Origin of the sequence: Stieleria sp. JC731 (assembly GCF_020966635.1) — a bacterium.
GTDB lineage: Bacteria > Planctomycetota > Planctomycetia > Pirellulales > Pirellulaceae > Stieleria.
The window spans coordinates 808,337-822,015 of sequence record NZ_JAJKFQ010000005.1 but is presented as its reverse complement, the minus strand read 5'-3'; the positions used below and the strand labels follow the sequence as shown (position 1 = coordinate 822,015).

Genomic DNA, 13,679 nt, shown 5'->3' with positions numbered 1-13,679 from the left:
CTAGTCTAATTCGTATCGTCCCCAAGTACCGCCGCCGTATTTCGAATTCCCAGGACGGAAAGATCGAACGCTCTGCCCAAATGGCTCAGATCACGCGAAAACAGCACCTTGGGATTCACCGTGGTGGCGTCGATGATGACCTCCTGGCGGGAGGATAATCCGGATGATTCGAAGTACCCGATAATCTGTGCCCGGTAAACATCGCCCCCCGCATTGACCAGCGGCAGCAACTGCCGCATTTGGTCCAAAGTCACTATCCCTTCAACCATCGGCCAGGTCTCAAAGTTTCGGTTTTCGTCGGTAGATTCCGTCGCTCGGCTCTCCAAAATTTGGCCGACCTGCTCTTCTTCTAAAACCGGAATGCCATAGAGCAGCTCTGCGGGACACTCATTTAGGTTGATTCGTCCAGGCATCGTCGGCGTATCGCTTGTCGACAATCGATCCATGATGATCGGCAAATAGCTGGCAGCAGTCAAAAGATCAAAGGGGCTGCGATAGGAAACTTGCTGCCCACCGTTGGAAATGGTCACCGTCGCATCGATGAGATCCAGTACCTGGGTGAATTCGACACTGCCACCGGCCGAAAGATCGATCTGTGCGAGGTAGTCGGCTGACCAAACCCCACCATCTTCGACTTCTTGGTTGTTCTGGTTGTTGGCCTGGTTGCTATTGCTAGAAACGACTCCGGCAAGCGAAGACGCCTGCCCAGCCATGCGATAGGCACAAATGAAACTGGCGTAGTCGTCGTTTTCAAGTGACGCGGATAAATCTTCGTAGAGGACTTCCAAGTCGTCGGAATTGATATTCACACAAAAACTGCCATCACGTGCTTTGTTGGCTTCGTTGCCATGCACTGTGAAATAGGCAGCCAATCCCAGTGCGCCGGGTGTGTCCACGGTCACGTTGAATCGCTGTTGTTCATCTGGGTCGAGCACGCCATTTCGATTGGTATCTGCACCGAACAATAGGGTCGGTGTCATTCCGGCGACTAACAAAAGTTCCTCGACGCTGCTGACCGGACCGTTTGTCGGTTCATAGGGAGTCGTGAGCGTGCTGTAATAATCAACTTCGACGCCATAGGGACGTGGTTCATCGTCTTCATCAAGCCAATCCAAAATCGAATCGGCCAGCTCTTCGGTCATACCTGGCAGGGCCAATAGCAGCGACGATGCCAAGCTAGTCGGTGCAGTCGCTTCATCCACTTCACTGCTTGACGATGCCAAACTGAGGGCCGCCATCAATCCTTCGGAATTCTCGTCCAAGATTGTCAGCGTATTCAAGTTCAACTTCGAAGACTCGTCTTGCAAACCGAATCGCATTCCGGCCAATTGCCCAAGTTCATTCAGGCTGGGAGCGACGACCGAAAAGTTGCAAACGTTGCCGCCATCCTGATTCGAAACTCCGACAGCCTGGAAAAGGTTGGGGTTGTTGTAAACGCCACCCATCGCATCACGATCCAGGGGAGTTTGCGCCAGAATCAACCGAACCGCTTCCGACCCCGAATCCGCAGCGATACGTGCACATACGATATCGCCGGTCAAGTAGGCCGCATCATCGTAGGCGACCATCATTCCGGTAAATGAATAGACACCAAACGTCGCGACGATGATCACCAGCATCACCAGCACAAGAAAGAAGCCGCGTTTCGCTTGACTTGACGATCGACGATTCAACATCAGATACCGGCCTCCGCCAATTCGTCTTCTTCTTCCTCGACAATGTACTTGCCCAGCGGCAAGCGAACGATGTGGCTGAACATCCGTGGTGTTTGGTCATTCATATCCACCAATGGATCAATCATCGACAATTCGATTTTGATCGCCAGCGGCAGCTCACCCATGTCATCGCTGTTCCATTCGATCTGCCAAAGGGTTCCATCCCAATAGGAAAATTCAACCGAGGCAACTTCCGGAGCCAGCAGCTCGCCGGTTTGATTGAGTGCCGAAAGGTTACCTTGAGTCAACGCAAACAGGGTGATATTGCGATCAAGAATTCGTCGCACCAGACCGCCAGAACTTTGACCGGTCGAACCGTCAAGCTTCGACAGCTCGTCATCGACGCCGATCGCATCAGCACTCTGAACGTAGTACGTGACCGTCTTCAAATCACTCGGTAAATCCAACAATTCGCCGGGTTCAGCCGCCATCATGACCGCGTATTCTTCGAGTCGCGGTAGGTGGCTGGTATCGATTTGAATCTGGAATTGATTCCCGACCAGCCCAGGCGTCTGCAAGACCACCGCATTGCCGATCAAAGTGCTGTCTTCTTCGATCGCTTCGTCTTCGGTCGCAACACTGGGATCCGCGGTGCCTGCCGCCTCGGCATCCCCGCCGGTCTGGCCACCACCTCCGCTGCCGCCGGTCGCCGACGATGCGGTTGATTTCAGCAGTTCTTCAAGCGCCGAAGTATCGATCGCGATCGGGTGAACGGTCGCGCGCAAGTCGTCTTCGATCATTTGCATCACGGCGCTGGCGAGCATCGTTCGACGCATTTCGGCGTCACTGCTGTCCATGTTCTTCACATAGAAGTTAAAGGCTGCGTTGACCAACGTCATCAACACGACCGCCAACGCCAACGTCAACAACAGCTCCAACAGTGTGAACGCGTCTCGTGAACGAATAGCCTTTTTCGAGTGACGAAACATCATGCCGAGACTCCACCATTGGCGATCTCGTCACGTGCCGCTTGCTCTTCCGCCTCGGCCTCTTCAAGCCCCAACGCGGGATCGACAATCCAGCGATCCAAAGCGTATATCGCCAACCGCTGAGTCCCATCTCCGCCACGAGCTTCGACCGTGACACGAAGTGCCAAGATTCCGTCCAGCTGCCCCGGCATAACTTCAACGGTGTAGAAGTATGTTTCGGTCGATTCGGTGTCATACGAGTCGACCATCGATTCCATGATCGGAGTCGGCGTCTGTCCCGAACTGATATTCAGCAATTCTTCGCTAAGCTTGTTCTGGCAAATCATCCGAGCTGTCGCAAGCGCCCGGGCTTCGCGTGCAGCACTGACACCGGTGTCTGCGATTTGAACCAAGACGGCCAAGCTGGTTCCGAGAATCGCCAACGCCAACAACATTTCCAGCAATGAAAATGCGGAGCGTTTCGATTGGACCGATCGTGTTTTGTGGGGATTGATCAATTTGATTGAGGCGGTTTATTGCAGCGGTCCAATATCACTGATGGTGACGTCCCCAGTGATCCCGCGAAGTTTGACCGTAATTTGACCGTGAACAGGATGGGCTAACGTGATCGCGGCAGTACTTGTTGTGCCATCGGGATAAAACAATACCGGTTGGCTATACCCACCAGCTTGGTCGCTCAGGTTTGCCTGCTGAACGTTTGACTGCTGAACTTGGAGCGCACGCGCGGTCGCGACGACGTTGACCGATTGCACCGTCACCTCTTCGGGCAAGGTTACCTCGCGGGTATCGGAAGGGTCCTGAATCAGAGTCACAAATTGCCCCTGATCGGCCCCGTTAAGCATTGCAGATTGTGAACCGGTCTGATCAACCGCGTTAACCGAATCCGCCAGCGAAACGTAGGGCCGAACTCGGATCGATCCGCCTTCCAACATTCCGTCCAACATCATGATGCGGCCTTCACGCATGGCGTCGATGCGAGCCAGCATCAGCTCTTCGCGGACAATTTTGGCACCGCGAACAACACGCCGGTCGCCCAATAGCCAAGCGATCTGCGGTAGCGCCACTGAAGCGAGCACCGACATAATCGCTAGGACGAGCAGCAGCTCCAGCAGCGTGAAACCACCTCGAACACTCTTTGGTGATCGGGATGTTGCCCTGCAAAGGAAAACGCCGAACGGGATCCGTCCGGCGGTTGCTCGTTTGATGCCGACCATTCGCATGTTTACGTCACGTACTACGGAGTGACCACGATGTCGTCGTCGGAATTCATCTGACCGTCGATGCCAGCACTGCGGATCTCATAGCTGTTTCCGCTGGCTTTGTATTCGAACGCATTTCCCCAAGCGTCAGTTGGAATCTCGGTGATGATCGGGGCAACCCACTTTGCTTTTTTAGCTGAATCCTGAGGCCCATCTTTGAGTTCCTCCAGCGACTGTGGCATCCCACCCATACGGATTTGATACATGTCGATGTTGCTTTTCAGCATTTTCAACTGTGTCGTTGTCGCATCGACGTTTGCACTGTCACGTGTTCCGACAACGTTCACGGCAACGATACCGCCGAGAACGATCAGAATTGCAAGCACCAGCAACAGTTCCAGCAAGGTAAAGCCGCCGCGTGAGGCCGCACGACGTTGCTGACGGCCGCGAATTCGATTGGAAACGATCCGTTTGGAAGCACTACGAACAGGTTGTGTTGACGACTGCAAAATGTGATGTGATTGCATGAGTGGACTGATTTAAATCGAAATGGACTGAGGTTTGGCGATGTGGTCCGGGAGAGTTCCTTGCCCCCCGCAGTGTGCAAATTGGCCAGCGTATGAACTCACAAACGACAAGTGCGAGCCGTTCTGCGGCTGATTTGAACGCCAATCGCCAACCACCAGAGGGGACGATTGCCGAAGCACACCACATATCTTAACCGCGATCGGTGGTGAAAGTTCCGTCGGTACGAGCAGTTCTCAACGTGATTGCTGCATCAGACCAGACGGATTTTGAAACATGCGATAGCGCGAGATAATAGTTGGAATTGATCGACGAGCATCAACCTGATTCAAATCCCGCCCGAGTTTGGTTCCCTGTAAGGCTCAGCTCGTCAAAAGGATGGGCGATTAATTCGCCGAGCAGGTGATTATTCGCGGAGCAGTTGCACAAACGAGTGTCAGCGACGGGCCGATGGCGAAAGTGATGCGATCCCATCGTGAGACGTCCGCTCCAACCACATTAGCCCCCACTACTCGCAGGAGGGGCAACGACGCCATGGAACAGTCCATTGCCTCTGGTAAACCGACTTGACCTCGAAATAGGAAGCGGGGGGAATACGGCCTGCCTTGCCGAGCAGTTTTGCCGATCGCACACCCACTTTCTGAGCTACGACCCCCAAATCCGCTCCAGATTGTCCAGCTTACGCGGTTATTCTGTAACAGAAGTGCTAGAATGGTGCGGACTTCTGAATATTCTGTGGATGGACTCCCTTCGCGGCGCCGCTACAGACACAAGGCGTTCGGCGAAAGGATTCTGCTCGTCCAGTCCATCGGTTCCTCCCGTCCCCTCCACTTTTCGCCCGGAAATTTGCTATGGCGGCACGCGACGATTCAGTGATTCGCGGCAGTCTCATCACTTGCCTGATCTTCTTAGTTCTCTCGCTCGCTTTGAATTTTATTCTTTGGAGCTGGGGAAGCGGCCAGGCCGGCGCCCAGTTGAAGGTCAAAGACAGTTTGACGAACGCGCAAAACGAATTGCGTGACGCACAGACTCGAAACGATCAACTGATGAAGATGGTCGGCGGCGACCAGATGACGCAAAGCGAATTCGACGCGTTCAAAGAGATGAACAGCGGCGACGCGAACTTTGACACCGTTGCCCAGCAGTTCTTCACCGACATGCAGGTGTATGGCCAAGATGTCGGGATCCAGGATCGACACTACGGCAAGCTTACCGACTACTTCACCGACATCATTCGGGACCGCAACGCGCAGTACAGCACCGCACGTGATGAAGCGAGCAAAATCCGGATCCAAGCAGAAACGGACGTAAACGCGGCCCGCTCGGCTCAGCAAAAGGCTGAACAAGAGCGAGAGAACTTGGCCAAGCAACTCGACGACGAGCGAACACAATTCGCCGCCGCTCGAAACGATATGGTCACCCAGATGGAGCAGGCCAAGGACAGCAAACGCAAAAGCGAAATCAACTACCAGACCTTGCAGCAAAAATCAGCTGCGGCGCAAAAGAAGCTGGGTGATCAAATTGCAAACCTAGAAACAACCATCGACGCTCAGAAACTTCAAATCAATGAACTTCGTGGCGCCGGTAGCTTCGAACGAGTCCAAGGCGAAGTTCGTTATGTCCTTCGAGACGGCAACATCGTGTCGATCAATCTAGGATCGGCTGACGCATTGCGACGCGGAGTGACCTTCGGCGTAATCTCGCGCGATGACACCTCACGTCTGCAGGACGCCAAAGTCAAAGCATCGATCCAAGTCACTCGAGTTCTTGGACCACACCTGGCAGAAGCACGCGTGATCGGCCTTCCCGAAATCAGCAGCCCGATTATCGAAGGTGACGCGGTTTACTCGCCATTCTGGGCTCCAGGACGTACCGTAAAGATCGCACTTGCCGGTCCTATCGACTTGGACGGAGACAGCAAGCCAGATAACGCACAGCTTGAAGGCATGGTCCGTGCCGCCGGTGCGGAAATCGCTGACAACGGCCAGCAAAGCGGACGAATCGATCCAAGTGTTCGCTTTTTGGTTGTCGGTGAATCACCAAAGCTCGGTGATGCCGACGACGCACGAAGTGCCGCCATCATTGCAGATATCGGACGTGCTAAAGAACGTGCCAACCAAGCTGGTGTCACGGTCATTCCGGCTTGGAAACTAGAAGCGTTCCTAAAGTCGATCGATGACACCCTGACAACTCCCTTGGGCTCAGCTGCTCGTGCCGAGGACAACCAACCGCGAAGTGCAACAGGTGTCACTCGTCGTCGTCCAACCGACTTGCCATCGATCTTCACCGATCAACAAGAACGAGTCCAACGCGGTAATGCTCTGGGCGACATCCTGCGTCCGCAGTGATATTGGTTCCTGTGATCTTACCCGACAGTCGGCTTTGGACTTAGGCCCATTACGATTTGCCAACTGTCAACTCCGCTGACTTTTCGAAAGGATCGCGTCTCGAGCAGACGCGGTCCTTTTTTTGTCTAAGGAGAACCGAGTGCATCTGGCAAGGTAACTTCATCGCCAATTCAACACTCGCGGTATCGCATGATGATCGCCCAAGCGCTATAAAGATGCAGTGCCGAACGTCTGATGCCAAATCCAAATTGCGAGGAACTAGAACATGTCTCGACGTCTCTGCTTCCCTAGTTGTGCTGCGTTGCTGCTGTTCGTAGCAATAATGCCAAACGTTGCTAACACGCAAAAAGCCAACGCGCAAGAGAACGCCCCCGAATCCGAAACACAGTCTCGCGAAACAAAACTCGCCAAGTACCTCAGTGGCACTCAGTTTATTGGCAAGTTCACAGTCGACGGCAAAGACTCGGGCCCCAAAACAGAAACCTACACCATCAGCGCGTGCGAAAAGCTTTCGACGCCTGATCTGTACCGTTTCAAAGCACACATCAAGTACGGCAGCGTCGATCAAGAAGTTCCACTGGACCTGAAAGTGCTGTGGTCAGGCAACACGCCGGTGATCACGTTGGACTCGCTTTGGATCCCCGGGATGGGAACCTTCGATGCGCGAGTGCTAATCCAACCGGGCGAGACGTCAGGTCGCTATGCCGGAACTTGGCAACACGGTGAACACGGCGGTCACATGTTTGGCAAAATCGTTCAACTTGAAGACGCACCTCAGAAGCCAGTTGAACCTGGCCAATCCGACAACAACGAAGCGAAGTGATCCATGGCAAAGTGGTACGACTATCCCCAATACTTTGACATGCTGTTTCGCGATGAAACGCCGGTCGAAGTCGAATTCTTTGAGGAAGCATTTCAACGTTTTGCAGATCGCCCCATCAAGCGTTTGATCGAACCGGGCAGCGGCAGCGGTCGTTTAGTCGTTGCGATGGCGGCCCGCGGCTACGATGTCACGGGGATCGATCTCAGCGAAGCGATGCTCAAGTACACCGAGCGGAAACTGAAACGTAGGGGCTTAAAAGCGACGTGCATTCTTGGCGACATGACATCGATCGACGCCCCAAAATCGTTTGACGCCGCATTCTGCACCTACAACACATTTAGGCACCTGCTAACGGAAAAAGATGCGGTGACGCATTTGCAGACGATGGGAGACGCGATCGCTCCCGGTGGCCTGTACATACTGGGGATGCACCTCACTCCTGAAGAAGAGTACGAAGCGGTTGTCGAACGCTTTACGATTCGTCACGCGGGAACCGAACTGAAGACAACCATCCGCGTTCCGCATACCGACGAGAAAAAACGGCTGGAAACCTTGCGGGTCAACTTGGTCGCGAAACGAAGTAGCGGTGAAAAAATTAAGATCGAAAGCGAATTTCCGCTTCGGCTCTACACACCGACCCAATTGAAACGGCTTTTTAAGAAAGTCGCCGATCGCTGGGAATTGGTCGAATCATTCGATTTCGCTTATGACATCGATGACCCGCTGCCGTTCGACAAGGAACTGCTGGAAGGCCTTTTCGTTCTTCGGAAGAAAAACGTCTAACGTCAATCGATGCTCTGAACTGCTGCCGTTTCGTCGACTTCGCAAAGTGGTGATTGTTCTGCGAGACACGCCCTCGCCTCTTCGGCTAATTTGTCGGTCGGGGACAATCGCCGCTCGGGGCGTTATGATTTGTTCTCACGAACAATTCAGCTCTAGTGGAATACGACATGGTCAGTTCGACAACGCTCGCCAGATCAACCAAGCGGCCCCGTTCGAAATCTTGGGCTCACCGAATCGCTTTTTCAGCGGCGATCGCCTGTAGCTTGTCTTATTGCACCAGCGGATACTCACAAGGCCAGTCCGCTGTGCGTGAAGCGGTCGCCAGCGACTACGACGAATACTTGGCTGACTTGTTTGTGCATTTCCACCAGACCCCTGAATTGTCACTGGTTGAGTACAAGACGGCGGCGAGAATGGCCCGTGAGCTTCGTGCGGTTGGATTTGACGTAGCCGAAGGCGTCGGAGGCACCGGCGTTGTCGCCATGCTCGCCAATGGTCCCGGCCCCAAAGTCATGATGCGGGCCGACATGGATGGGCTGCCGGTTGAAGAAAAGTCCGGTCTGCAATACGCATCCAAAGCGACCCAAGAAGACCCCATCACGGGGAACGTCGTTTCTGTGATGCACGCTTGTGGTCACGATGTGCATATCACCAGCATGGTTGGTACGGCAAGGTACATGGCGTCCCATCGCGATCAATGGTCAGGAACGCTAATGCTGATCGTTCAACCTGCGGAAGAACGCATCGCAGGCGCCCGGGCGATGAAACAAGATCGACTCTGGGAGCGATTCGGAGTTCCTGATTTCGCATTGGCATTCCATGTTTCGGCAAGGAACGAAGCTGGCGTGATCAACGTCGTCGATGGCAGTCCCTACGCAGGGTCAGATACCGTTGACATTACCGTCCATGGAGTCGGAGCGCACGGTGCCAGCCCACACCGTGGAAAGGATCCAATCGTTCTCGCAAGCCAAATTGTATTGGCACTTCAAACCTTGGTCTCGCGAGAGATCGCACCACGTGAAGCAGGCGTTGTCACGGTTGGCTCGTTTCATTCAGGCACAAAACACAACATCATCTCCGATCAGGCAAAGCTACAACTGACCGTCAGAAGCACCAACGCCGAAACGCGTCAAACTTTGCTTGACGGTATCCGGCGCATCGCAACCAACATGGGACGCGTTGCGGGGCTTCCCGAAGACAAGCTTCCTGAAGTTCAAGTATCAAAAGAGAGTGTGCCGCCAACCTTCAACAATGCAGAGCTTGCACAGCGGTTAAGAAACGCCTGGGTCGAAAAGATCGGCGCTGAGCACGTTATCTCGGAAAATCAAAAAGGCATGGGTGCAGAGGACTTTCCTTTCTTCACGACCTCGCCAGATATCCCATCGGTTTACTGGGGAATCGGCGGAACGCCCGCCGAAGCGTTTGAAACGGAAGCCAATGGTGGCGAGATGGTGCCCAGCCATCATTCTCCGCTATTCAAAATCACGCCCGAACCATCGGTGAAACGTGGAGTCGAATCGACGATCATCGCACTGATCGAATTAATGCCTCCACAGTAGTCTGATTAAAGTTCGCCAAAGCATCGCACCGTCACTGGTTTGCGAATGGGTAGAATGTCATCCAAACGCACCACAGGGGCTCGCTGTCCCGATACTCTTTATTCGCAGAATCCAATGAGCGTTCGAGCCAATATCATCTTTTCCATCAGCATCGTTTGTTCCGTCTTCGCGACCGAGAACAACGCGAACGCTAACAATCGTGAACTCCTCGCAGTGATTGCCTCGACCGACGGAACCGATGAGGCTGATCAGGCGGCATCCAAAGCGGTTCGGCAACTACAGTCGCTCCCCAGCACTGAAATTACCGATGTGCTATCAGGCTTCAACGACGCCAGCCAGCGAGGCCGGAACTGGCTTCGCGCGTTGGCTGCTGACGTCGCCGACAACGGTGAATTCCCTGAATCTGAGCTACTGAAATTTTTCAATGATCGCAGCGGTGATGCCGATGCCCGTTACGTCGCATTTCAATTGCTTGTCGGCAATGACAATGATGCCAAAGCGAAGCTGCTAGCGAATGCCGCGACCGATCCGTCCCTTCCGGTTCGTTACCTCAAGATCCAATCCCTCATCGACGCTGCCGAAAAGCAAAAAGACGAGTCTCCGGGCGAAGCAAAAGAGACGCTTCAACAAGTTGTGCAAAACGCCAGGAGCGCCAATCAACTGGAGAAAGCAACAGCGATGCTTTCCGATCTTGGTGTTAAAGTCGATCTCGCGGACACGCTTGGCATGATGACGCAGTGGTGGGCCATCGGTCCATTCGACAATACAGACAGCAAGAATTTTGACACCGAGTACACGCCGGAACAACGCTACTTAGAATCTGGATCACCAATCGCAACAACGGGTCCTGGCGAACCGCAGACGGAGAAAGGCAAAGACGGCCAACCAGTCACATGGCTGCGAATCGATAGTGATGACAAGCTGGGAATGGTTGACCTCAACGCTCCCTTAAAAAACGCAAAGGATGCAACGGCCTACGTTTATTGCCGCTTCTCCACCGACAGCGAGTCAGCAGACTTCGAAGCTCAGATCCGACTCGGTTGCATTACGGCGAACAAGGTCTGGGTCAATGGCAAGCTCGTCACTAGTAACGAAGTCTACCACTCGGGATCACGTATCGACCAATATGTTGCACCGTGCACTTTGTCAAAGGGTGAAAACACGGTGATGATCAAAGTGCTGCAGAATGCACAAACGGAACCATGGGCACAGGACTATCAATTCCAGTTTCGATTAACTCGTCCTGACGGCAGCCCTGTGAAAACATCGGTCATCGAACCGAAACAGTAACGAGGTCTGTCGAGTCTACAAAAACCAGTGCGTCGAAATCGATGCTTTCGAAAGCAGATTGTCGGAACTTCCCGACCCCGATTGTCCTACGCCGCACGTTGGCTCGAACGCTCGACATAGCATTCGCGCAATCTCGGATGGAACAGTTTTGGATCTCTGATGTCTGCCCGCATCAACTGCGCGGGTGCACCGGCGACGGCTTCACAATCGAACGGCTTGCCGATCGGTTTCGCGTTGAATACCCGCCGGTACAGCTTTGCGTGTCGCGGGTGAACGATGGCTTCTAAATCCGTCAGGCCGTATTCAACGGCCGTCTGGTACAAGAAACTGGTCAGCTCTAAAAAGACGCAGCGATAGGCGATCGGGCTTCCTGATTGAGCCTGTTGCGAGCTATCGATTGCCAAACGCGTAATTTTTCCGACCGTCAAGTCTGTTCGTTTGGGAACGAGGAGCGTCACGGTTCCACAAACGCCATCAAATCTAGACTGCGAAGTGGCCTTGCCTGTTGAGCGATCCTCAACCCCTTTGGGAACGCGGCTGCCTGCCTGGTAAGCATTGATTGAAACGGAAGTCCATTGCTCTGGCAGTGTCTTTCCGATGATCGATAGCGACTCTGCTTCGCGAGAACTAACCCTCGAATCATCGATTAATCCAGCTTTTTGAAACTGCGAGGTCCACAGCCGGCGACCGCTTACCATTTGATTCGAGGTCGTCGCGCGAACACAGAACACCGAAGGTTTCTCGGAGTTCGGCGTGCGAAAACGCCCTGTTAGAACGGTGGTTTGCATCATGCTTGGTCTTCTTTAGACAAAATCCTTTGCCCCTACTATCGGTCTAGCGGCCGCGAGACGTTTATCACAACTACCCTCATGAATCAACGTAAGTCATATTTTCCCAATGAGTTAACGCGTCCCCACCGGTTGACGAATGAGCAGTCCTGTGGATTCCCCTTGCCATCCCAAAAGGAGGTTTGCTAGTTCAACGATCCCGCAAAAGCAGGGTCCGATTCCGTTTAGACGGCATCGTCCTGAAGATCCAGATCACACGCAAACTAACCTTGTCGCCCTTCGCTGGTCCCATTGAGAGGGCCAGACACTGGGCTTTGAGCCTTCATCTCCGACTGAGCCCCAATTGTCGCATGAATGCATCAATCGTTGATCTGAATACGATTCCAACCTCTTCCGAAACCAACGGTTGCGAAGCCGAATGGCGACGCCTTCTCAACGCTGAAGACTGTCAAACGGTGGATCACTTGAAAGCTCTCGAACGATTTGAGCTGAAGATGGTGTACCACGAATTAGTGCCACCAAATATTTCAAATGTCGATGCGGAATATGGCGCGGTGTTGCTTTCACAGGGTGACCGCTTCTCGACATCGATCGTTCGGAAGATGTTTTCCAGCAAAGGTCCGTGGCTTGGCAAAGGATTCCGTCCGATCACTGAAACCGCTGGCGAAGGCTACAACGTTTTCGGAACGCCTGCGAAGCGGAAGATCCAGCTGCCGATGGACACGTATATTGCGGGTTCGAATGTCGTTAGCGGGACCGCTTTCGTCCTTGACTATCGCAAACGAAACCGTGGTGCGATCTGCTGGCTTCGCGGGGAGCTGCGCGTCTTATCAGACGACATGCTGCTGGGAATGGGAACCTTCGGCCCCTGGAAACCAAGTCTGAAAAAACTCCGACGCACGATCCCGTTTCTTCTCTATCGAACCGGACCAAGCTTGCCCGCAGATTCGCAATCTTAGTTGAATCACTGTTCTAGCCAATTCAGATGACGGCTCAGCAATTTCAGATTGCAGCCGAAGAAAATCCCAACTCGAGAATTTCTCGATTTGTGGAACTTGTTCTTTATGGTCCCGGTCTAACGTGCATCTCTGGCACAGCCAAGCTTTAAACGCTCGTCAATGTTCGACAAGTGACAGCTTCCAAGCCCTGCCAGAGAACTGGTTCGTTTGCGGTTGAACTTCGTTAGCCAACAAAATTCGGATTGGCTTCCATGTGTTCGCATCGCGTGCCCCGCCCATCGGCAGGGGGTAACGAACCGGCTTTTCAAACTTTTCTGAATAAAAATATCTGGTCATGAAGTCACGATCTAGATTTTCGGCCACCGCCAAGCGTGTCCTTCCGCAAGCCTTGAAAACACCACTGGATAAAACGGGCCCAGCTGTAAGCCACTGCATTGACATGGTTTACGCAAACTGCTTTGGCGAATTTCGAAAACCCGATCCAGGGGATCCTCGAATGCTTCCGCACACTCGTCCATCATCCCCAGGGCTAGCGGCACACATCCCAGTCGGCCTAACCGCTAAGATTCCAGCAGATTACTCGACTTGACCAAGCATCCCAAAGCAGATAATCGTTAAAATCCACGGCGGGACCGAGCAGGCTATGAGTGCCTCCGCTCCCATTCTTATCTCCCTTCTCTCCTAGCGATTCGGATTCGTTCACGCCGGTGAAACAACGCCGGAACCCAAGTCAAAGAGTGACATGGGTGTCGCAGTTCTGT

At 53.5% G+C, this 13,679-nt stretch carries 12 protein-coding genes; 6 read left to right on the top strand and 6 right to left on the bottom strand.

Going from position 1 to position 13,679, the window contains the following annotated elements:
- Positions 1-5: 5 nt before the first annotated feature.
- The 5 genes from LOC67_RS14035 to LOC67_RS14015 are packed head-to-tail and all read right to left on the bottom strand — an operon-like array spanning position 6 to position 4,370.
- The gene (locus tag LOC67_RS14035) at positions 6-1,676 is read right to left on the bottom strand and encodes a general secretion pathway protein GspK (protein WP_230263236.1); all 1,671 of its coding nucleotides are present in this window, start codon (positions 1,674-1,676) and stop codon (positions 6-8) included.
- Complete coding sequence (locus LOC67_RS14030; RefSeq protein WP_230263235.1) at positions 1,676-2,647, bottom strand: prepilin-type N-terminal cleavage/methylation domain-containing protein; 972 nt, start codon at positions 2,645-2,647, stop codon at positions 1,676-1,678. Before LOC67_RS14030 ends, LOC67_RS14035 begins: the two co-directional genes overlap by 1 nt.
- Positions 2,644-3,141, bottom strand: coding sequence for a type II secretion system protein (locus tag LOC67_RS14025; RefSeq protein ID WP_230263234.1), 498 nt, complete (start codon positions 3,139-3,141; stop codon positions 2,644-2,646). Before LOC67_RS14025 ends, LOC67_RS14030 begins: the two co-directional genes overlap by 4 nt.
- Positions 3,142-3,156: 15 nt before the next feature.
- The gene (locus tag LOC67_RS14020; protein ID WP_261366897.1) at positions 3,157-3,858 is read right to left on the bottom strand and encodes a prepilin-type N-terminal cleavage/methylation domain-containing protein; all 702 of its coding nucleotides are present in this window, start codon (positions 3,856-3,858) and stop codon (positions 3,157-3,159) included.
- Positions 3,859-3,878: 20 nt separating this feature from the next.
- Positions 3,879-4,370 carry a type II secretion system protein GspG gene (locus LOC67_RS14015; RefSeq protein WP_230263232.1) on the bottom strand — a complete coding sequence of 164 codons (492 nt, stop codon included), beginning with the start codon at positions 4,368-4,370 and terminating at the stop codon, positions 3,879-3,881.
- 849 nt (positions 4,371-5,219) lie between these two features.
- On the opposite strand from LOC67_RS14015, the gene LOC67_RS14010 reads away from it, so the two are divergent.
- From LOC67_RS14010 to LOC67_RS13990, 5 genes are all read left to right on the top strand, one after another.
- The gene (locus tag LOC67_RS14010) at positions 5,220-6,716 is read left to right on the top strand and encodes a hypothetical protein (RefSeq protein WP_230263231.1); all 1,497 of its coding nucleotides are present in this window, start codon (positions 5,220-5,222) and stop codon (positions 6,714-6,716) included.
- Positions 6,717-7,038: 322 nt separating this feature from the next.
- A complete protein-coding gene (locus LOC67_RS14005; RefSeq protein ID WP_230263230.1) occupies positions 7,039-7,539 on the top strand; it encodes a hypothetical protein in 501 nt (166 codons plus the stop codon).
- A gap of 3 nt (positions 7,540-7,542) precedes the next feature.
- Positions 7,543-8,322 carry a class I SAM-dependent methyltransferase gene (locus LOC67_RS14000; RefSeq protein ID WP_230263229.1) on the top strand — a complete coding sequence of 260 codons (780 nt, stop codon included), beginning with the start codon at positions 7,543-7,545 and terminating at the stop codon, positions 8,320-8,322.
- A gap of 167 nt (positions 8,323-8,489) precedes the next feature.
- Positions 8,490-9,881 (top strand): amidohydrolase, encoded by a 1,392-nt coding sequence (locus tag LOC67_RS13995; RefSeq protein ID WP_230263228.1) that lies wholly within the window; start codon positions 8,490-8,492, stop codon positions 9,879-9,881.
- Positions 9,882-9,935: 54 nt separating this feature from the next.
- Positions 9,936-11,171, top strand: a complete 1,236-nt coding sequence (locus LOC67_RS13990) for a hypothetical protein (protein WP_230263227.1) — start codon at positions 9,936-9,938, stop codon at positions 11,169-11,171.
- Between the two features lie 86 nt (positions 11,172-11,257).
- On the opposite strand, the gene LOC67_RS13985 is transcribed toward LOC67_RS13990, so the two are convergent.
- Positions 11,258-11,962: an N-acyl amino acid synthase FeeM domain-containing protein gene (locus LOC67_RS13985; RefSeq protein ID WP_230263226.1), complete on the bottom strand. Its 705-nt coding sequence runs from the start codon at positions 11,960-11,962 to the stop codon at positions 11,258-11,260.
- A gap of 347 nt (positions 11,963-12,309) precedes the next feature.
- Here LOC67_RS13985 and LOC67_RS13980 point away from each other — a divergent pair, with 347 nt between their 5' ends.
- Positions 12,310-12,918, top strand: a complete 609-nt coding sequence (locus tag LOC67_RS13980; protein ID WP_230263225.1) for a hypothetical protein — start codon at positions 12,310-12,312, stop codon at positions 12,916-12,918.
- Positions 12,919-13,679: the final 761 nt, after the last annotated feature.